The organism is Pseudomonas sp. R32 (genome assembly GCF_009866705.1).
Lineage (GTDB): Bacteria > Pseudomonadota > Gammaproteobacteria > Pseudomonadales > Pseudomonadaceae > Aquipseudomonas > Aquipseudomonas donghuensis.
Genome location: NZ_CP019396.1, coordinates 4,076,439 through 4,097,588 on the forward strand (window position 1 = coordinate 4,076,439; position 21,150 = coordinate 4,097,588).

16 protein-coding genes are annotated in these 21,150 nt (G+C 54.9%); all 16 read right to left on the bottom strand.

Features of this window, described 5'->3' with window-relative positions; genetic code table 11:
- Window positions 1–56: 56 nt before the first annotated feature.
- Window positions 57–974 (bottom strand): glycosyltransferase family 2 protein, encoded by a 918-nt coding sequence (locus PspR32_RS18875; protein ID WP_036996608.1) that lies wholly within the window; start codon window positions 972–974, stop codon window positions 57–59.
- Between the two features lie 84 nt (window positions 975–1,058).
- Window positions 1,059–2,153, bottom strand: a complete 1,095-nt coding sequence (locus tag PspR32_RS18880; RefSeq protein WP_036996542.1) for an acyltransferase family protein — start codon at window positions 2,151–2,153, stop codon at window positions 1,059–1,061.
- Window positions 2,154–2,214: 61 nt separating this feature from the next.
- On the bottom strand, window positions 2,215–3,402 hold the full coding sequence (locus PspR32_RS18885) for a hypothetical protein (RefSeq protein ID WP_159389017.1): 1,188 nt from the start codon (window positions 3,400–3,402) through the stop codon (window positions 2,215–2,217).
- Window positions 3,399–4,553, bottom strand: coding sequence for a glycosyltransferase (locus tag PspR32_RS18890; RefSeq protein ID WP_081839701.1), 1,155 nt, complete (start codon window positions 4,551–4,553; stop codon window positions 3,399–3,401). The genes PspR32_RS18885 and PspR32_RS18890 overlap by 4 nt, the downstream gene beginning before the upstream one ends.
- 84 nt (window positions 4,554–4,637) lie before the next feature.
- A complete protein-coding gene (locus tag PspR32_RS18895; RefSeq protein WP_036996547.1) occupies window positions 4,638–5,873 on the bottom strand; it encodes an oligosaccharide flippase family protein in 1,236 nt (411 codons plus the stop codon).
- 17 nt (window positions 5,874–5,890) lie between these two features.
- Window positions 5,891–6,964: a non-hydrolyzing UDP-N-acetylglucosamine 2-epimerase gene (gene wecB, locus PspR32_RS18900; RefSeq protein WP_051636808.1), complete on the bottom strand. Its 1,074-nt coding sequence runs from the start codon at window positions 6,962–6,964 to the stop codon at window positions 5,891–5,893.
- A gap of 276 nt (window positions 6,965–7,240) precedes the next feature.
- Entirely contained in the window at window positions 7,241–8,599 is a 1,359-nt protein-coding gene (locus tag PspR32_RS18905) for a Wzz/FepE/Etk N-terminal domain-containing protein (protein ID WP_081839703.1), read from the bottom strand.
- Between the two features lie 181 nt (window positions 8,600–8,780).
- Window positions 8,781–9,839: a Wzz/FepE/Etk N-terminal domain-containing protein gene (locus tag PspR32_RS18910; protein WP_036996549.1), complete on the bottom strand. Its 1,059-nt coding sequence runs from the start codon at window positions 9,837–9,839 to the stop codon at window positions 8,781–8,783.
- Window positions 9,840–10,415: 576 nt separating this feature from the next.
- Entirely contained in the window at window positions 10,416–10,664 is a 249-nt protein-coding gene (locus tag PspR32_RS18915) for a lipopolysaccharide assembly protein LapA domain-containing protein (RefSeq protein ID WP_036996550.1), read from the bottom strand.
- Window positions 10,657–10,974 (bottom strand): integration host factor subunit beta, encoded by a 318-nt coding sequence (gene ihfB, locus PspR32_RS18920; protein WP_036996551.1) that lies wholly within the window; start codon window positions 10,972–10,974, stop codon window positions 10,657–10,659. The genes PspR32_RS18915 and ihfB overlap by 8 nt, the downstream gene beginning before the upstream one ends.
- Before the next feature lie 245 nt (window positions 10,975–11,219).
- Complete coding sequence (rpsA, locus tag PspR32_RS18925; RefSeq protein ID WP_010224136.1) at window positions 11,220–12,899, bottom strand: 30S ribosomal protein S1; 1,680 nt, start codon at window positions 12,897–12,899, stop codon at window positions 11,220–11,222.
- 125 nt (window positions 12,900–13,024) lie between these two features.
- Window positions 13,025–13,711: a (d)CMP kinase gene (gene cmk / locus PspR32_RS18930; protein WP_036996552.1), complete on the bottom strand. Its 687-nt coding sequence runs from the start codon at window positions 13,709–13,711 to the stop codon at window positions 13,025–13,027.
- A complete protein-coding gene (locus PspR32_RS18935) occupies window positions 13,708–15,915 on the bottom strand; it encodes a bifunctional prephenate dehydrogenase/3-phosphoshikimate 1-carboxyvinyltransferase (RefSeq protein WP_232531892.1) in 2,208 nt (735 codons plus the stop codon). Before PspR32_RS18935 ends, cmk begins: the two co-directional genes overlap by 4 nt.
- Before the next feature lie 77 nt (window positions 15,916–15,992).
- Window positions 15,993–17,087 carry a prephenate dehydratase gene (pheA, locus tag PspR32_RS18940; protein ID WP_010224140.1) on the bottom strand — a complete coding sequence of 365 codons (1,095 nt, stop codon included), beginning with the start codon at window positions 17,085–17,087 and terminating at the stop codon, window positions 15,993–15,995.
- A complete protein-coding gene (serC, locus tag PspR32_RS18945) occupies window positions 17,087–18,172 on the bottom strand; it encodes a 3-phosphoserine/phosphohydroxythreonine transaminase (RefSeq protein ID WP_159389019.1) in 1,086 nt (361 codons plus the stop codon). The genes pheA and serC overlap by 1 nt, the downstream gene beginning before the upstream one ends.
- Before the next feature lie 101 nt (window positions 18,173–18,273).
- Window positions 18,274–20,913 carry a DNA gyrase subunit A gene (gene gyrA, locus PspR32_RS18950; RefSeq protein ID WP_010224144.1) on the bottom strand — a complete coding sequence of 880 codons (2,640 nt, stop codon included), beginning with the start codon at window positions 20,911–20,913 and terminating at the stop codon, window positions 18,274–18,276.
- Between the last annotated feature and the right edge of the window lie 237 nt (window positions 20,914–21,150).

Consider the following 21,150-nt stretch of genomic DNA (forward strand, 5'->3'; position numbering starts at 1 on the left):
CCCGTCGATGGCCGTTCACTGAAGAGGCCGTCGATACAGAGCAGCGCCGGGACAATTTATGCAAAAGGCCCCTGCCAATAGCGCTTGTGCATGCTGAGCTTTTTCTTCAACTCAATAGGCAGGCTCTTTTCCTTTTGCCCCAGCTTATAGGCAACCAGTTTGAGCGCATTGCGTAGCATTGCGCCAGGCCACAGATATACACGTCGAACACCCAGGAACTTTAGTTCTGACTTCACATACCGCAACCCTTCGCCCCCTGCACCACCAAACGTTTCGCGAATCCACGCCTCACGCGCATGAAAAACCCCTTGATCGAAGTACCGACAGAACTCTTCTTTCAAACTATAATTATGGGAGTGTCGACATACCGCACTGCCGCTATAAGCAACCTTCCAACCGGCTTGTAGCATTTTTGCGGCAACATACATATCTTCAGAAAGGATGACGTGTTGTGGAAAACCACCAACACTCAACAACACACTTCCTCGATAAGCCGAAAAGGAGTTCGACATGAAAGGCGTTTTGATCCCTAAGACTGCGGCATCCGCCAGCGATTTAACTTTTGAGTCGTTGGGGTAGTTGAAATGGCGGGCATGCTGTGAAAGCAGGTCAGCGTTCAAGTGAGGTAGCTGCTTACCACAAACAGCGGCAATCTGCTCATCTACGAAAGGTGCCACAAGATTTGCAAGTGCCTGAGGGTCTTCAAGGTAGGCATCTTGAGTGAGAAAAACATAAACATCGTAGCCTGGATTGTTGGCCACCATCATCTGTCGGGTGCCACCGTGATTAAACTCGATTCCCGGAATGACCGTGACGTTTTCAAGTTCAGCCTTGGCCAACTCCTGTGTACCATCACTGGAACTGGAGTCAACAACGAAAAGATCAAAGCTGCCCTGTTGGCTACGTATCGACTTCAGCAAACGAGCAAAATCTTCACGACCATTGTAGGTCGGTACAATACATGCCACTCGCAACCCGATCTTTTCGTCAAAATATGAAATCACAATTCAGCACCAAAATAAGAAAATTTCGTTTACACCCAACACTTTAAACCGCCTTCAGGCGGACTGTGATTTCCACTTCAGTGATAGACGACTTACAAGTCGATCGACACGAGCCTTCAGATTTTTTGCAACCCTTCCTCCGAAAGCAATAGAGCGCTCTTCAACTAGATACCAAGAGAGATAACCAAGGCCGATGCACACCACAATCGCCGCGACCTGATTGAAACGGACCCCCCAATCAAGAAAATGATACGCCAGCATTTGCTGGACCGGAAAGCCCCACAAGTAAATGCCGTAGGAGACGTCAGTCTTAGGCTTAATCGCCAACAACAGCTTCGTGCCAGACAGGTACAAAATGGTCAAAAATATAGCGATGTACAGAAGGTACTTGGAGAATGCCGACGCTGCACACGCGTAAAATACTATCCAGCAAAAGAAGACAACACCTGAATGCAACTCGAAGGAGTCTTTATACAAAGCCAATAACGCACCGAATGCAAAGCATTGGACGAGTATCGGCTGATGGAAAATTGGATGCATGGCGTCTGCATTGACAAAGTGCTGACTTACCAACAAAAACACTAGCGCAAGCGTAGCCAGGAATTTATCCCTGAAGATTCCGAGCAGAAACATTAATAACAGCCCAAGATAAGCGCCTACCTCATAGTAGAGCGTCCACAGCGAACCATTAACTGCAGCCTCGTAAGGCAATTCGAAAAACACCCCAGGTAAATAGTACCTTATATCCATCAGAAAATTGGAGGTCACATAGTCAATCACTTTGAACTGACGACTTGAAAAATATTCAACCAGGGACAAGCTGGAGTAAATCGGGCCGATCACCAACGCGCTGACTACCACAACCAACATAAATGCCGGCCAAATCCGAAAAAACCGCGAACACACAAAAGCGATGGCGTCCCGTCGGGATAAAAGGCTATTCGTCACCACCAGCCCGCTGATAAAGAAGAAAATCTTTACCGCAAGTAAGCCTGAATAGTCATAGCCTAATAGTCGCTCAACCCAGTCGGAATACCCCGCCTGAGGAGCGATAGCATACGCATGCCCGTAGATAACCATACAAGCTGCAACCATGCGAAAAACATCCAGATTATTCGCATTTCTTCCCAGCAATTCACCTAGACGCACGTAGCCACCACCCAGGGATGCTCGAAATCAAAGGGCATTTTTATAATCTCCTCAATCATGGTCAACTCAACCTCCTAGACTCACTCAACGGGCTGAGTTTGGCTGGGTGCAGGAGATCAAGCGACCTCAGAAAAAGCACACCCAAAATGAAAGGCAAAACTTCGGTTGACTGGTACACCAGGGACTGAAAAAGGAAGGCTAGAAGGAAAAATCTGAAAATTCGTTCTTTCGAGAAAAAATACATATAGCCAAAAAAACAGAAAAAAATAATTGATCCCACAATACCAAAATTGATCAGGTTCTGCAGAACTGCAGACTCAACGACATAAGAATCGGCCCCCACCAGATTGGCTGTTAAGTTGGTCGCGATACCGAAATTATTCCCAAACCACCAATCGCCGCTAGAGAACACTTCGAGACCATGACGCCAAGCTTCAATTCTATCGTCATTACCCACGCCCTGCTGATCGAACGATGAAGAAATCCTTTCAACGAACAGCTCGAGGAACCCTGACGCCAGTAGCGCTACTAAGCCAGTCAATAATGAAAAGTAAAATACTAACAGACCTTTCAAACTGAACCGAAAGCCATTAGTCAGGATGTTATAAACGATAAAAAACGAGAAATGTGCGAAAACCAGCATCATCCCCGAACGCGAGAACGCGAGAAACACGCTTGAAAACGCAAGCAAGGATACAAAGGTCACCCGTTGATTGACCGCCTGTAAAAAAACCCCCAGCATTACCATGATCAAAGGGTAATGCAGATAGCTCCCTGTCAATGATGAGGGCCTAGCCAGGTCGACGGGTAAACCATAGGCTGGGGTTGCCCCGGGAAGATCAATAATTTTAAATTCTTGTAATGTAGCCGTCACAAAAAGAACAAGAACTAATGCTGATACCGCACGCTCAACCCCCCTGAGGTCGACAGAGGTTACCTTAATGGAATAGAACATCAGAAAAAAGAACGAGATGGCCACGGGGTAAGCCAAATAAAAACCATAAGCGGTGTCCGCTCCATCTGCCAACGTAAACAGTAACGACGATATCGAGCTAATGATAAAAGCTATCGATATGATAATGACTGCGGGCCGAAGCACCAGCACCGGCCGACAACTGGCATAAAAGCATATGACAAAGAAAAAAAAGCCACCCAATGACACCAGGTAAGAAAGCGATTTTGGAAGAAAATATTCCGCTAAGCCCCTCGAGCATATGAAGAGAAGCGCGAAGAACAGGGAATAATTCATCGACCACTACCCTCATTCGCTATCGCTGGAAACTGCTTGGCGATAGCAGCGTAGTAATCAACGCAGGTAGTCTGCCAATAGTTGTGCAGCACCGGGCCGGGTACAAACTGCTCAAGGCTTAGCAGGAACTCAGCTGCTATTTTCCCGCCACTAATAAAGTTTTGCCCATCCTGATCAATAACCACGCCGGTATTGTTTTCAAATACAAACCCAGCCTGAGGTATCACCACATTTGTAATAACCGGCACCTGAAAGCACAGATGTTCATAGAACTTATTAGGCGCTGCGTATTTATGCAAAAAAATATCGGGATCATAGTACATCCATGAAAAATCAACTTGCTCATACAGCCCTTCCAGCTGATCCCCTGTGTAACGTCCGACGTAGGCAATATTTGAAAAGCGCTGCGCCTGCTCTTCAATATACCCCTTCAACGGCCCATCCCCTGCCACTAACAGTTTTACCCGGTCGGCATTAGCACTCACCAACTCTACTATCAAATCAAGCCCACGGCTTGCATCCAAGGTACCAAAATAACCAACTGTCAGTACACGCGGCTGCTTTTCTTCTTTCACCGAATTAGAGCTGCACTTTTCGTCCTTTGCAAAGGACGGCATATTTTCAATAACAAAGCCTCTCACGCCAGTGGTATCAGCACCTAATAGGTCGTGATAGTAACGCAGCCTGCTTTCATGGGGAAATACCGCCAGACTGGCCCGATTAATAAAGAAAAACTCAATACGATCAATGAGCTTAGGGCACGGAATTTTTTTGAATCGAGCTTGCGATGCAGGATCTACGACATCAAAAATCAATGTCGCCCCTTTAAAAAAACTCCCCATCCAAACCGGCACGAATGTATCCAGATCCATGCACACACAGGTATCTTTTCTGCCAACCTTGAAGAGCGAAAAAAAGAAGAGGTAAAGGAGATACATAGGGTATTTAAGCGCCATCCAGCCACCATCTTTTGCCAGTGGAAACGTGACGACTTTTTTATCCCCCGCCGCACTACGCTCTTTTTTCTCCCACGTACAGTAGGTTACGTTGGAAAAGAAAGCTCCGTTTCTCAGAGTGCGCGAATCGGCGATCAGAGGCAAGCCTCTAAAAATGTAAGCTTTTCTTTTCGCACCAACAGTATCAACATTCATAATCCACAACCCACTCTAGAATCCCCCACTGCTTATGCAACAGGTCGCGCAAACGGCAAGGCCAACACCTGATCAGTGGAACCTTCAGGCACAACGTCGCTTAACCACAATAATATGCAGGATATTCAGTACAAGGAGAACTGACAAAGCGATCTCTGATGTCAGAAGTGCCTGAGCAACCACCTTCCCAGCATCGGTGGACATCTGAAGATAAATAACCAAAACAAATATGACTGCGGCAATATTAAAACTGTATGCATAACGTGCAGCGGCACCTGACGCGCTGAGCGTCTGTATACCCGCGACATTGTTGAAGACACTAAAAAATACCCACGTTAGTAGTACCCCCAAGTAAGCCGTTCCCTCAGCAGGAATCTTGAATATCTCAAACCAGATAGAACTGGAAAAATAAAAGACTGCAATAGCCATAGCGCACAGTGACAACATTGCCACCCCAGTAACCCCTACGCTTCTTAGGCCTTTTTCAAAGGACTGGGAAAACATCCTGCTATTTAACGGATAGAACGCCTGGCTAATCGGAATGAACAATCCGACAATAGCTTTTACTACGCGTTCGACGGCGGCGTAAATGCCCACAATAGCGGGACTGGTTGAGAGCCCTAACCAAAACACCCCACCATTACTTAGAAGCATCGACAGCATGGTAGTGGAAAATATATGCCAGCCGGCAGAATATTGTTTTGCCAGGTCCTGTTTGGAAATCATCAAAGACCAGCGTATCCGCTTATATATAAACCAATAACCGAAAATCAATGGAGGGAAAACTGCGACAAAATGCAGCAGAAAAATATCACTCACCTGCGACGTACTGTCGATCAACGAAAACGCTAGGACCAGAAAAACCACTCGCCCCAGTACGTTGAAAAGGGAAATTTCTCGCAGCTGCTGGATACCCTGAAAATACCAATTCGGAATGAGCGCAGTAAGCATGCCGGTTGCAGCAACCACTAAAACAGGTTGAGCGCTATCCGCCATGAAAAAGTAGTAGGTTAGCGCCAACGTCAACACGCAGGCGGACAGTAATAGTTTTGCTACTGTCACCTGAGAAAAAATAGCTGAAATTTTTGCAGAGCTACCGTCTGACGCAGCGATGTCACGCGTCCCTGAAAATGAAAAACCGTAATCCACAAAGGTCTGTACGTATAACATGACAGAATACCAGAACGCATACTGCCCAAACCCCGCGATCCCCAGCTCTTTCATAAAATGAAACATCACAGCCAAAGGAACAACATAGTTAGCGCCCTGTACTAAAATCAGATACAAGGCGTTCACTGCACCACGACGGTACTCCTGCATACGACGCTCCAAACTACTTAAAGAGTCAAAAGCGCTTCGCATATGCGAGCACAGGCTGCACCATCCCCGTACGGGTTATGGGCACGGCTCATCGCTTCGTAGTACGACTGATCGCTCAACAAAAGGCTTAATTCACGCACGATATTTTCATTGTTTGTCCCTACCAACTTGACAGTTCCAGCAGCCACCGCCTCGGGACGTTCAGTTGTATCCCGCATGACCAGAACAGGTTTGCCCAAGGACGGAGCCTCTTCCTGAATACCTCCCGAGTCAGTCAAAATGATATGGGAGCGACTCATCAAATAGACGAAAGGCAAATAGTCCAGTGGGGCAATCAAGTGAATGTTGTCAATTCCGGTCAGCAGACGATTGACGGGCTCACGTACATTCGGATTAAGGTGCACAGGATAGACGATATCAATATCCGGATATTGCTGAGCCACGTCAATAAGTGCCTTGCAGATTCGCTCGAACCCCTCACCGAAGCTCTCACGGCGGTGCCCTGTCACCAGGATCAGTTTTCGAGACGGGTCCAGAAACTCCGAAGGCGCCGCTGCTTTGGCGCGCAAATCAGCGTCTTGGCCAAGGCGCTCTACCACATCCAGCAGGGCATCAATAACTGTGTTGCCAGTTACAATAACCTTATCTGCAGGAACCGCTTCCCTCAGCAAGTTATCCCGAGAGGTCTCTGTCGGAGCAAAATGCAAATTGGCAAGTACACCGGTCAATTTACGATTGGCTTCTTCTGGCCAAGGAGAATATATATTCCCGGTGCGTAATCCCGCCTCGACATGCGCAATCGGAATTTGCTGATAATATGCAGCCAAGCTTGCGGCGAAAGTAGTCGCGGTGTCGCCATGCACCAATACTACATCCGGGCGAAACTCGGAAAGCACACTTTTCAGGCCTTGCAGTATCGCCGTTGTCACATCGCTCAGGTCCTGACCCGGCTTCATGATATTCAAGTCATAATCTGGCGTAATGGCGAACAACCCCATTACCTGATCGAGCATCTCCCGATGCTGGCCGGTAACACATACCTTTGCGTCAAAACGCTCATCCGCCGCCAGCGCGAGTGCCAGCGGAGCCATTTTGATGGCTTCTGGACGCGTACCAAAAATACAAAGCGTTTTCACTCAAAGCACTCCTTCAATCAGTGTGATGCTGCCATTCTACAGAAAACAGATGGCGTAAATCGCGTTTGTCCAAACAGATGGAGTAGGTGCTTTGGGTTGAATCGGCATCGCTTCTTGCCCCTACCCACACCGATGAGCACCAGGCTCTGGCCCGATGCCCTGGAGCAATCATAACGCCCGCCAAGAGCGAAAATACCGATTCAACTAATCCAGAGAATTGGTCAAAAACTCTCACAGCACATTACTGGTAGGCCCCTTAATGCTCTGGCTCGGCTCATTCACAATCACCTGAGACAACGCTTGAGGGGCAGAAGAGCGCTCTCGCATGCGTCGTAGCACCATGAAATGACGGAAAATGGCAACCATGACACCCAACAAACCACCGATAAACAGCCCCAACGCGATGAGCAAAGCCTTGTTCGGCCTGATTGGGCTTGTAGGCTCAATGGCCCTCTGGTCAATATTGACCAAACTGAGGTGTTGCATATCAGTACCAATATTCGTCAAGCGGACACGCTCAGCCCGCAGTGACTCAATACCTTTAAGAAACACATCTTCATTCTCTCGCTGCTTCAGTACCTCAACCTCACGGTTGGTAGCCAACAGCAGCAATTCTTTGCGAATTTGTGCGACACGTGGGTCAGAGAAATCATCGGAGGTACGCTGGCGAAGCACGCGCCGTTCTGCTTCAAGCGCATCGGCCCCCATAAAATACAGCGGGAATTGCTGGTTATTTACTTCGGTCCGGATGACACTGCCGGTCGATGGGCTCTCGTTGGCCATTGAAGACGGTGACGAAGGTTTCTTCAACCCTAGAGAATGAGCAATGCTAATCGCCTCATCGAGCTGGGCAACACGATCATCACGCTGAATTTTGAGCTGCACTCGAAGTGCTTTAAGCTCATCAACCAATTTTGCCCGTTTGAGATTATCACCCTCCAGCAAGACAGCAATTTTACTGTCTTTACTTGATTCATACGCAGCACGCGCAGCGGCCAACTTGGCATCTACTTCGGCCAGTCGGTTGCCGATGATAACCTTAAGGTCGTCGGCAATTTGTTTGCGCTCGTTCTCAATGGCATACTGAACAAAACCATTAAGAATCTCTTCACCCTTAACCCCTTTTGGGTAACGCAGTTGCAGCCCAATGAAAGAGCTCAGCAAATCAGCTTTATTAGGATCGGGTTGAACCAGCTTTAGAGAGCTGCGGTTAAACTCTGCGAAAACTTGTTCAGGCGTTTGGTCTGGACGACCAAATGCCGAGAACAACTCAGGGTTCGCGCGGAAATAATTAAGTCGGGTGTCGTAGGAGTCCAGCGCCGCCCCTACCCGCACCAGAGCGCTCCCTGGTGGCAAGGAGTAGACTTCCGAGCGATTCAAAGCATCCAGGTCATTGAGCGCGGCAGGCCGCAGGACTGTGCCCACCTCGTATTCTGGCGTAGTAATAAATGCATACGCCCCAGCAATGACGCCGACAAGCAAAGCGGCTGAGGCAATTAGCTTTTTTTGCCGCCAAATGGACTGGATCATTGCGATTAGGTCAGTTTCATCGTGGGCAACAACATGAGGTACGCGAGAAATGTTGGTCACACCAAAAAGCCTGTCGGTTGGGTTAAGCGCTCGCCCACGACAGACCAAGTCACGCCGCCATCGCTACCGACTACGGTCCCAACAATCCCTGTCGTCAGACGACGAAAAACGGATTGTGACATTTTCCGAAACGATGAACCAGCCTCAAATCACCCACGCCCCCATATCCATTGCCACCGGTTCAGTTTTGGCGCTTATGATGCGTGGCCTGTGCGTACAGGTAATGGATCAGCGCTACAATTCCGCCCAAAATCAGGCCAAGCACCAGCCCAAGCAAGACAATCAACAGCTTTTTCGGACGGACAGGCTGATCGGGCAATTCGACGACGCCATCCTGCCTATAGACCGCCACCAACGCAGGATCAATGCTTAAATCGTTGTAGAACGACAACGAAGACTGTTGCACCCTGAGGTTCGCAATGAATGGATCATCCGACTGGCGATCCTGCAGGTTTCTGATCTCAGCTTCCAGAGCTTTGCTCCCTCGCATGTAGATCAACGAACCGTCCATTTTCGCAGAAACCTCTGTCGATAGGCTGTCAGAAATTATTGGAGGCTTTTCCAAGCCAATGGACTTCGCAATCAGAAGGGCTTCCTTGAGCTGAACAATTTCGTCTTCGCGCTGCTTACGAGTGCTTTCACGCGCTGCCGAGATCTGTCTCTGCAAGTTGTTTGCTTTCACCAACGCATCGCTTTTTGCATTCTTCAACACCTCCTGCTTGGCCCGATCTCCGGCCAGTTGCGCGTAACTAGCCACCCAATCCACTGCCTGTTGCGGGCTAAGCAGATTGGCAGTGATCGCAAAGCGCGCTGGTGCATCCTTGTTCTCAAGACTCACAGACAGCAACTTGCCAAAACGGGCGTACAGCTCATCTTGAGAGCCTTTACGCTGAGTTTCTGGCAACGTAGGCAGATACACCGTCTGGAAGAAGCTTCGACGCAAGGATTCAGACTGCAGATGCCTTAGGAAAACCTCGTAGACATCCTTGACAGAAAACAACTCTAAGCCGGCATCACTGCCACGCCCATAATTAAGATAGGCAATGTCATTCTGAGTAGGGGGCTGGACAAAAACCTTTGCTTGATAAACCGGAGAGGCGAATAGCACATAAACGACCGCAGCGAGAAAAACCACTAGTGCGGTGCCGAACATCAAAAGCTTGCGCCGCCACAGCCCCTGAATCAAGTCAACCAAATCGATTTCATTACTTTGTACCAAACGCTCTTGATCACGGGTCATTTATTGTCTTTTTTCCTTAGATCTGTCTCATCAAGTACTGCCGGCATTCAGTTCTCAGTATACGCAGCAACGAATCAAATACATGAGGGGGATGGTTTTTACCCCACCTCAACTGTCTTCCCAAACTCAACAGGGTACTACCAAATTTAACTCACCCAAGCTTAGCTGAATATTGGAAACAAGTGCGAGGAATAGCGCTAAAGCCCTCCCGACCAAGCCCCTCCCCTTGCGCAAGACTCAGACAGCACCTGACGGCGGCGCTACTCTCACAAAGGTAACTTGACTGCGCCTGCGCTCGCATTAACGACGGACGCCAGACATCTGCAGAATAGAGAACAATAGCTGCTTGATCTAGTCCGAGAAGCAGAATCAGAATTTTCTTACACCGAAAGGCTAAACTGGTCAAAACTCCGGTATTGTTTTGCCACACCCTGCACTCAATGGTGAGACCACTGACACTCGGCAAAGTTCAAGGGCTCAAGGCTGAAACCCACTCAAAGCCCTACTTCAACGCCAGGACCGGCAATACCCAACCACCAAGAACACAGAGCTGCAAGGCACGAACTGGCAACAGGATCACGCACCCGAGAGCGGCTTCTTACGGGGGCCGCGAGTGCGCCAAGCAGTCATCATCACCAACAAAGGCCCCACTGACAGACCCGCCACAAGCGCAACCACCAGCAATGCCGACACAGGCAACGATGGAAGAGAATAGCTGGCAAAAGATAGCGTCACTTCCTGCTGATTTTCTAGGATGAACGTAACAGTAATCAAAACAAGCGCCGCCAGCAGTACGGCAATCATCAAACGGCTTAATTTACGCACGAGCCTCTCCTTCACGCTCGCCAACCCCCTCCTCCTCATTCACCCGATCCCGCAGCTCCTTCCCCGGCTTGAAGTGTGGCACAAACTTGCCGTCCAGGCTGACGGACTGCCCGGTTTTCGGGTTGCGGCCTACGCGGGGGGCGCGATAGTGCAGGGAGAAGCTGCCGAAGCCGCGAATTTCGATGCGGTCGCCAGTGGCCAGGCACTGGGACATTTGCTCAAGCATAGTCTTGATGGCCAGCTCGACATCCTTGGATGAGAGCAGCCCTTGATGGGTGACAATACGTTCGATCAGCTCCGACTTCGTCATATTTTTCCCTTCTTTATCAAGCAGCTAGATCATTGCTTCGTTGTTTTTAGCATGACCTGAGGGATTTGAACAGGGCGGTTCTTGACTTAATCGGAATTTGAAGAAATACACCTTGGCACAATAGATGATGGCGGTTTGCCGCCAATTTCACCGAAGCTCACTGGCACAAGGGTTTCAGCGCGCGGGAGGAATCGCAGGCACAAAAAAGGGCGACCGAAGTCGCCCTTTTTTAACACCAGCAGAACTTAGTTCTGTTTGGCCATTGCCTGACGCAGCAGCGCAGCCATGGTGGTGTCAGCAGCTTCCGAAGGAGCAGCTTCTTTCAGGCTTTGGATAGCCTCTTTCTCTTCAGCGTCGTCTTTCGACTTGATCGACAGCTGGATGACGCGCGATTTGCGGTCAACGCTGATGATCTTCGCTTCGATCTCTTCGCCTTCCTTCAGGACGTTACGCGCGTCTTCAACGCGGTCACGGCTGATTTCGGAAGCTTTCAGAGTGGCTTCGATGTCGTCGGCCAGGGTGATGATGGCGCCTTTGGCGTCAACTTCTTTTACAACACCCTTAACGATTGCACCCTTGTCGTTGGCAGCAACGTACTCGGAGAACGGATCGCTTTCCAGCTGCTTGATACCCAGGGAGATGCGCTCGCGCTCTGGGTCAACAGACAGGATGACGGTGTCCAGCTCGTCGCCCTTCTTGAAGCGACGTACGGCTTCTTCGCCGACTTCGTTCCAGGAGATGTCCGACAGGTGAACCAGGCCGTCGATGCCGCCGTCCAGACCAATGAAGATACCGAAATCGGTGATCGACTTGATGGTGCCGGAGATCTTGTCGCCCTTGTTGAACTGGCCAGAGAAGTCTTCCCATGGGTTGGACTTGCACTGTTTGATGCCCAGGGAGATACGACGACGCTCTTCGTCGATGTCCAGAACCATGACTTCCACTTCGTCGCCGACTTGTACGACTTTCGAAGGATGGATGTTCTTGTTGGTCCAGTCCATTTCGGAAACGTGTACCAGGCCTTCCACGCCTTCTTCCAGCTCTGCGAAGCAGCCGTAGTCGGTCAGGTTGGTAACACGCGCCATGACGCGGGTGCTTTCTGGGTAACGAGCCTTGATAGCAACCCATGGGTCTTCACCCAGTTGCTTCAGACCCAGGGATACACGGTTACGCTCGCGATCGTACTTCAGAACCTTGACATCGATCTCGTCGCCAACGTTGACGATTTCCGATGGGTGCTTGATACGCTTCCAGGCCATGTCGGTGATGTGCAGCAGGCCATCAACGCCGCCCAGGTCAACGAATGCGCCGTAGTCGGTGAGGTTCTTGACGATACCTTTGACTTGCTGGCCTTCCTGCAGGGATTCCAGCAGAGCTTCGCGCTCGGCGCTGTTCTCGGCTTCCAGGACGCTGCGACGGGAAACGACAACGTTGTTGCGCTTCTGGTCCAGCTTGATGACCTTGAATTCCAGCTCTTTGCCTTCCAGGTGGGTGGTGTCGCGCACTGGGCGGACATCAACCAGGGAACCAGGCAGGAACGCACGGATACCGTTAACGTCGACAGTGAAGCCGCCTTTAACCTTACCGTTGATAACGCCCTTGACCACTTCTTCGGCGGCGAAAGCTGCTTCCAGAACAATCCAGCACTCGGCGCGCTTGGCTTTTTCACGGGACAGTTTGGTTTCGCCAAAGCCGTCTTCGACCGCGTCCAGCGCAACGTGAACTTCGTCACCGACCTTGATGGTCAGCTCGCCAGCTTCGTTGTAGAACTGCTCGAGCGGGATGACGCCCTCGGACTTCAGGCCAGCGTGTACGGTAACCCAGTCGCCGTCGATGTCGACAACGATACCGGTGATGATCGCACCCGGCTGAAGATTGAGGGTTTTCAGGCTTTCTTCAAAGAGTTCTGCAAAGCTTTCGCTCATTTTAATTCCTGTAGATTCGGGCGGGACAAACGCCCATCAGCCACATTCCAGACAATGTGGGTTTCGTTCATATAAAGGAAAGCCAGCAGGACGTTGACTGGTGCCCCTGCCTGCTCTCCTGGCCATCAGGCGATATCGCGCAGGGCGATCTCGCTCTTGATGCGTTGCAACACCTGCTCGATGGACAACTCCGTGGAATCCAGCTGGATCGCATCGGCCGCCGGTTTGAGCGGGGCCACTGCGCGCTGGGTGTCACGCTCATCACGCGCACGGATCTCTTCTAGCAGACTTGACAGACTAACATCTTCGCCTTTTGCCTTCAACTGCAAGTAACGGCGGCGAGCACGTTCCTCGGCGCTGGCGGTCAGAAACACCTTGAGCGGTGCATCCGGAAACACCACGGTGCCCATGTCGCGACCATCGGCAATCAGCCCCGGGGCTTCCTGGAATGCCCGCTGACGTTGCAACAAGGCCTCGCGCACCGCCGGCAGCGAGGCGACCATCGAGGCACCGGCACCGACGGTTTCGGTGCGAATGACATGACTGACATCCTCGCCCTCGAGAATGATCTGCTGCAGCTTGCCCGGCTCGGCAGCGATGAACTGCACATCCAGGTGCGCAGCGATCTTGACCAACAGCTCTTCATTGGTCAGGTCGACGCCGTGGTTGTTGGCGGCAAAGGCCAGCAACCGGTACAGCGCGCCGGAATCCAGCAGGCGCCAACCCAGCTCACGGGCCAGCAGGCCGGCAACGGTACCCTTGCCCGAACCACTCGGCCCGTCGATGGTGATGACCGGTGCGTTGGAATTCACGACTTGCCCTCTTCTGCCACGCGAATGCCGACTTCGGCGCACAGGGCGAGGAAGTTCGGGAACGAGGTCGCGACGTTGGCGCAGTCATGGATGCGGATTGGCGCCGTGGCGCGCAACGAGGCAACACTGAAGGCCATGGAGATGCGATGGTCGCCATGACCATGAACTTCACCACCGCCAATAATGCCGCCATCGATGATGATGCCGTCCGGCGTCGGCTCGCACTTCACGCCCAGGGCCAGCAGGCCGTCGGCCATGACCTGGATGCGGTCGGACTCCTTGACCCGCAGCTCTTCGGCGCCGCGCAGCACGGTACGGCCTTCGGCACAGGCCGCGGCGACGAACAGCACCGGGAACTCGTCGATAGCCAGTGGCACCAGGTGCTCGGGGATCTCGATACCCTTGAGTTTAGCCCCGCGCACGCGCAAGTCAGCCACCGGTTCACCGCCGACTTCACGCTGGTTTTCCAGGGTAATGTCGCCGCCCATCAGGCGCAGGATGTCGATGACGCCGGTACGGGTCGGGTTGATGCCAACGTGCTCGAGCAGCAGCTCGGAGCCTTCGGCGATCGACGCCGCCACCAGGAAGAAGGCCGCCGAGGAAATGTCGGCCGGCACTTCGATATGCGTGGCGCTGAGCTTGCCGCCCGACTCCAGCGAAGCCGTAGGGCCGTCGACCTTAACGCTGTAGCCAAAACCACGGAGCATGCGCTCGGTGTGGTCACGGGTCGGCGCAGGCTCGGTGACAGTGGTCTTGCCTTCGGCATACAGACCGGCCAGCAGCAGGCAGGATTTGACCTGGGCACTGGCCATCGGCAGGGTGTAGGTCAAGGCCTTGAGCGCGTGGCCACCGCGGATGGTCATCGGCGGACGACCTTCGGCGGCGGTTTCGATTACTGCGCCCATTTCCCGCAGCGGGTTGGCCACGCGGTTCATTGGCCGCTTGGACAACGAGGCATCGCCAGTCAATACGGTATCGAACGGCTGTGCGGCCAGCAGGCCCGACAGCAGACGCATCGAGGTGCCGGAGTTGCCCAGGTAGATCGGGCCCGGTGGCGGCTTCAGGCCGTTGAGGCCGACGCCGTGGATGGTTACCCGGCCATGGTGCGGGCCTTCGATGACCACCCCCATGTCGCGGAAGGCCTGCAAGGTCGCCAGGGCATCTTCACCCTCGAGGAAGCCTTCCACTTCAGTGGTGCCTTCAGCCAGGGAGCCGAGCATGATCGAGCGATGGGAAATCGATTTGTCACCTGGTACACGAATACGGCCAGATACGCGGCCACCAGGATTTGCCAGGAAAATCAGGTCGTTGGAGTTCATAGCGTCCACATAGGCCCGTCGGGCCAGGATTTTACTGAAATGCTCGCGGGCAACACGGGCGCGGGTGAAGACGCCCAGCAACTGATGCCCATCCCCTGCATCGACCGCGTCGCGCAAGGCGTCGAGATCGCTGCGAAATGTATCCAGCGTGCGCAGGACAGCCTCGCGGTTGGCGAGGAAAATGTCGTGCCACATGACCGGGTCGCTTCCAGCGATTCTCGTGAAATCGCGGAAACCTCCGGCAGCGTAACGGAAGATATCGAGGTTTTCATTGCGCTTGGCCAGGGAATCGACCAGGCCGAAGGCCAGCAGGTGCGGCAGATGACTGGTCGCCGCCAGGACTTCATCATGGCGCTCGACCTGCATATGCTCGACATCGGCCTCCAGCGCACGCCAAAGCCGGTCGACCAGCGCCAGGGCAGCAGGATCGGTTTCGGCCAGCGGCGTGAGAATGACTTTGTGGCGGCGGAACAGAGCAGCATTGGAAGCCTCCACCCCGCTCTGCTCGGAGCCGGCAATCGGATGCCCGGGCACGAAGCGCGGCAAATGCCCGCCAAGGGCCTCGCGAGCTGCGCGCACGACATTGCCCTTGGCACTGCCGACGTCGGTCAGCACCGCCTGCCCCAGATCAAGCCGAGCCAGGCGGGCGAGGAGTTTTTCCATGGCCAGGATCGGCACGGCAAGCTGGATGACATCAGCGCCGACGCAGGCGACGGCAAGGTCGTCCTCACAGCGGTCGACCACGCCCAGCTCCACCGCCAGCTTGCGCGACTGCGGATCCAGATCGACACCGACCACTTCGCGGCACAGGCCGCTTTCACGCAAGCCCTTGGCGAAGGACCCGCCAATCAGGCCCAACCCGACCACCACCAGCCGACCGATGATCGGCTCAGGCTTGTTTACCACGACTTCAACCACGGAGCTGGACCCTGTTCAAGACTGCATGTACGCCACTCATCGCTTCAGAGTACCGCTTTGGGGTAGGAACCCAACACCTTCAGGGCCACGGCTTCCTGGCTGATCTGCTCCAGCACGGCTTTGATCAGCGGGTCGCGGTGGTGGCCGACGAAATCGATGAAGAATACGTAGGTCCATTTACCGCTGCGCGAAGGACGAGTCTCGATACGAGTCAGGTCGATGCCGTTCTCATGGAACGGCACCAGCAACTCGTGCAAGGCGCCCGGCTTGTTGCTCATGGAAACGATAATCGAGGTCTTGTCATCGCCGGTCGGCGGCACTTCCTGGTTACCGATCATCAGGAAGCGCGTGGAGTTGTCCGGACGGTCTTCGATCTTCTCGGCCAGACGGGTCAGGCCGTACAGGTCAGCCGCCATGTCGCCGGCGATCGCCGCCGAGTTCCACTCGCCCTTGACCCGCTTGGCCGCTTCGGCGTTGCTCGACACCGCGACGCGCTCGACATTCGGGTAGTGAGCGTCCAGCCACTTGCGGCACTGGGCCAGCGACTGGGCGTGGGAGTAGATACGGCTGATGCTGTCGGTCTTGGTGTTCTCGCCCACCAGCAGGTGGTGGTGAATACGCAGCTCGACTTCGCCGCAGATCACCATATCGTGCTCAAGGAAGCTGTCGAGGGTGTGGTTGACCGCACCTTCGGTGGAGTTTTCCACCGGCACCACGCCAAAGTTGACGGCACCGGCCGCCACTTCGCGGAACACTTCGTCGATGGCCGCCATCGGCTTGCTGATCACCGCATGGCCGAAATGCTTCAGCGCCGCCGCCTGGGTAAAGGTCCCCTCAGGGCCCAGGTAGGCCACCTTGAGCGGCTGTTCCAGGGCCAGGCACGACGACATGATTTCGCGGAACAAACGCGCCATCTCTTCGTTGCCCAGCGGCCCCTGGTTACGCTGCATCACGCGCTTGAGCACCTGGGCTTCACGCTCGGGGCGATAGAATACCGGGGTCTCGCCTTCGGCCAAGGTCGCAGTCTTGACCCGCGCCACTTCCTGCGCGCAACGGGCACGGTCACTGATCAGCTCGAGGATCTTCTCATCGAGACTGTCAATGCGCACCCGCAGCGCTTTGAGTTCCTGCTCAGACATCATCCATGCTCCTTCTCGAATTCTTCCATGTAGGCAACCAGCGCTTCAACGGCATCCAGCCCCAGGGCGTTGTAGATCGAGGCGCGCATGCCGCCGACCGAGCGGTGCCCCTTGAGGTTGAGCAGGCCGCGAGCGTCGGCGCCAGCGAGGAACGCCTTGTCCAGGCGCTCGTCAGCCAAGCGGAACGGCACGTTCATCCACGAACGGGCATTGACGCTGATCGGGTTGGTGTAGAACTCGCTGCTGTCGATGAAACCGTACAGGCGGTCCTTCTTGGCCCGGTTGCGCTGCTCCATGGCCTCGACGCCGCCCTGCTCTTTCAGCCACTCGAAGACCAGCCCGGAAAGGTACCAGGAATAGGTCGCCGGGGTGTTGTACATCGAGCCGTTGTCGGCCGCGACCTTGTAGTCGAGCATGGTCGGGCAGCTGCTGCGGGCGCGGCCGAGCAGGTCTTCGCGGACGATCACCACCACCAGGCCGCTCGGGCCGATGTTCTTCTGGGCGCCGGCGTAGATCAGGCCGAAGTTGGAGACATCGATCGGACGCGAGAGGATGTCCGAGGACATGTCGACCACCAGCGGCACGTCACCGGTCTGCGGCACCCAATCGAACTCCAGACCACCAATGGTCTCGTTCGAGGCGTAGTGCACGTAGGCGGCATTCTTGCTCAGCTTCCACTCGTTCTGGCCAGGGATGGCCAGGTAGTCATAAGGCTTGGCGCTGGCAGCAACGTTGATGTTGCCGTAGCGGCGAGCCTCTTCGATGGCTTTTTTCGACCAGATACCGGTTTCGATATAGTCGGCGGTCCCCTCTTCGGGCAGCAGGTTGAGCGGGATCTCGGCGAACTGCTGGCTCGCACCGCCCTGCAGGAACAGGACCTTGTAATTGGTGGGAATGGACATCAGGTCGCGCAGATCCTGCTCGGCCTTCTCGGCAATGGCCACGTAGTCATCGCTACGGTGACTCATTTCCATCACGGACAGGCCTTTGCCACGCCAGTCCAGCATTTCAGCCTGGGCGCGCTGCAGAACAGCGTCGGGAAGCGCAGCAGGGCCTGCGCAGAAGTTAAAGGCTCGTTTGCTCACATCCACTCTCGCTCTGCTCTTGATGTCCGCAGGAGCCGGTCGGGCAGCGAGCTGTGCCCGACTGCCGCGACCTCCCCCACCAGGGTTACGCTACTACTTGATTATTCCGGCTGTGCCTCTTCGTCGGCAGCGTCGGCCTGTGGCGCCGCATCGGCGTCCACGTCAGCGCCCTCCACCTCGGCGTCGAAGTCCTCGTCACCTTCCTCTTCGGACGGCTCCTGGACCCGCTCCAGACCCACCAGGGTCTCGTCGCTGGCCAGCTTGATGAGGGTCACACCCTGGGTGTTACGGCCCAGGCTGGAGACTTCGCCGACACGGGTACGGACCAGGGTGCCCTGGTCGGAAATCAGCATGATTTCCTCACCGTCCTGCACCTGCACCGCACCGACCAGGCGGCCGTTACGCTCGTTGCTGACCATGGCGATAACGCCCTGACCGCCACGCTTGTACTCGGGGAACTCGCCGATTTCGGTCCGCTTGCCGTAACCACGCTCGGAAGCGGTGAGGATCTGGCTGCCTTCTTCCGGGATGATCATGGAGATCAGCTTCTGCCCTTCGGCCAGGCGCATGCCACGCACACCGCGGGCGGTACGGCCCATGGCGCGAACGTCGGACTCCTTGAAGCGGGTGACCTTGCCGGCGTCGGAGAACAGCATGACCTCACGCTCGCCATCGGTGATGGCCGCGGAAATCAGCACATCGCCTTCGTCCAGCTCCAGAGCGATCAGGCCAACGCTGCGCTGACGGCTGAAGGACTCCAGCGGGGTCTTCTTCACGGTGCCGTTGGCGGTAGCCATGAAGATGAAGTGACCTTCGGTGTACTCCTCGACCGGCAACATGGTCGAAATGTACTCGCCCTCGTCCAGCGGCAGCAGGTTGACCAGCGGTCGACCGCGCGCGGCACGGGAGGCCTCGGGAATTTCATAGGTCTTGAGCCAGTACACCTTGCCCTTGCTGGAGAACAGCAGCAGGGTGGTATGGCTGTTGGCGACCAGCAGGTGCGAGATGTAGTCCTCGTCCTTGACGCCGGTAGCCGACTTGCCTTTACCACCGCGACGCTGGGCCTGGTAGGCGGCCAGCGGCTGGGTCTTGGCGTAGCCACCATGGGAGATGGTCACGACCCGGTCTTCTTCCGGAATCATGTCGCCCAGGGTCAGGTCCAGGCGCGCATCGAGGATCTCGGTGCGGCGCACGTCGCCGTATTCGGCACGGATCAGCTCCAGCTCTTCGCGGATCACTTCCATCAGGCGCTCGGCGCTGTTGAGGATGCGGATCAGCTCGCCGATCTGGTTGAGGATCTCCTGGTACTCGGCCAGCAGCTTCTCGTGCTCAAGGCCGGTCAGGCGGTGCAGGCGCAGGTCCAGAATGGCCTGGGCCTGTTCCGGCGACAGGAAGTACTTGCCATCACGCAGACCGAACTGCGGGTCAAGGTTTTCCGGGCGGCAGGAGTCGGCGCCAGCGCGCTCGACCATCACCTGCACGGCGCTGGATTCCCACGGCGTGCTGATCAGCGCTTCCTTGGCCTCGGACGGCGTCGGCGAAGCCTTGATCAGGGCGATCACCGGGTCGATGTTGGACAGGGCAACCGCCTGGCCTTCAAGGATATGCCCGCGTTCGCGCGCCTTCCGCAGTTCGAACACGGTACGGCGGGTGACCACTTCGCGGCGGTGGCGAACGAAGGCCTCGAGCAGCTCCTTGAGGTTCAACACCCGCGGACGGCCGTCGATCAGCGCCACCACGTTGATGCCGAAGACGCTCTGCAGCTGGGTCTGGGCGTAGAGGTTGTTGAGGATCACCTCCGGCACTTCACCACGACGCAGCTCGATGACGATGCGCATACCGTCCTTGTCGGACTCGTCGCGCAGCTCGGTGATGCCTTCGAGTTTTTTCTCTTTTACCAGCTCGGCGATCTTCTCGATCAGACGCGCCTTGTTCAACTGGTACGGCAGCTCGGTGACGACGATCTGCTGGCGGCCACCGACCTTGTCGATGTCTTCGACCATCGAGCGGGCGCGCATGTAGATGCGGCCACGGCCGGTGCGGTAGGCCTCGATGATGCCCTGGCGGCCGTTGATGATCGCCGCGGTCGGGAAGTCGGGGCCGGGGATGAACTGCATCAGTTCATCGACGGTGATGTCGGCGTTGTCGATCAGCGCCAGGCAACCGTCGATGACTTCACCGAGGTTGTGCGGCGGAATGTTAGTCGCCATGCCCACGGCGATACCGCTGGAACCGTTGACCAGCAGGTTGGGGATCTTGGTCGGCATGACCGCCGGGATCTGCTCGGTACCATCGTAGTTGGGTACCCAGTCGACCGTTTCCTTGTGCAGGTCGGCCAGCAGTTCGTGGGCCAGCTTGGTCATGCGCACTTCGGTGTATCGCATGGCGGCGGCGTTGTCGCCGTCGACCGAACCGAAGTTACCCTGGCCGTCGACCAGCAGGTAACGCAGCGAGAACGGCTGGGCCATACGTACGATGGTGTCGTAAACGGCGGTATCACCATGCGGGTGGTACTTACCGATCACGTCACCGACCACACGGGCGGATTTCTTGTACGGTTTGTTCCAGTCGTTACCCAGTTCGCTCATCGCATACAGAACGCGGCGATGCACGGGCTTCAAGCCATCACGCGCATCGGGCAGTGCACGCCCGACAATGACGCTCATCGCGTAGTCGAGGTAGGACTGTCTCAGTTCGTCTTCGATATTGACCGGGAGGATTTCTTTGGCCAGTTCGCCCATGAGAAGCCTGATTCCTTTTTCTGGTGAAACCTCGTCACATCCATATGGGACGAACGAAGCTCGCCGCTGCAAAGTGACTCCTTGCAACGACTTACGACAAATCAACGAGTTATGCCATGGATCTGCGCAGTAAAGACAGCCCCGCAGGGCGGCCTTGGAAACCGTCGGATGTTACCACAATCGCCCAGAGGGTGGGAGTAGCCTGCGGCACTACTACCCTACTGCTCGTCGATAACG

Excerpts from the sequence above, each read along its gene's own strand:
- wecB (WP_051636808.1), bottom strand. The coding sequence starts at position 6,964 with ATGGCTCCGCTGGCACTCGCGCTGGCGGCGGATGAGCGTTTTGACGCA.
- pheA (WP_010224140.1), bottom strand. The coding sequence starts at position 17,087 with ATGTCTGAGCAGGAACTCAAAGCGCTGCGGGTGCGCATTGACAGTCTC.
- gyrA (WP_010224144.1), bottom strand. The coding sequence starts at position 20,913 with ATGGGCGAACTGGCCAAAGAAATCCTCCCGGTCAATATCGAAGACGAA.
- PspR32_RS18890 (WP_081839701.1), bottom strand. The coding sequence starts at position 4,553 with ATGAATGTTGATACTGTTGGTGCGAAAAGAAAAGCTTACATTTTTAGA.
- PspR32_RS18910 (WP_036996549.1), bottom strand. The coding sequence starts at position 9,839 with ATGACCCGTGATCAAGAGCGTTTGGTACAAAGTAATGAAATCGATTTG.
- ihfB (WP_036996551.1), bottom strand. The coding sequence starts at position 10,974 with ATGACGAAGTCGGAGCTGATCGAACGTATTGTCACCCATCAAGGGCTG.
- PspR32_RS18895 (WP_036996547.1), bottom strand. The coding sequence starts at position 5,873 with ATGCAGGAGTACCGTCGTGGTGCAGTGAACGCCTTGTATCTGATTTTA.
- rpsA (WP_010224136.1), bottom strand. The coding sequence starts at position 12,899 with ATGAGCGAAAGCTTTGCAGAACTCTTTGAAGAAAGCCTGAAAACCCTC.
- PspR32_RS18885 (WP_159389017.1), bottom strand. The coding sequence starts at position 3,402 with ATGAATTATTCCCTGTTCTTCGCGCTTCTCTTCATATGCTCGAGGGGC.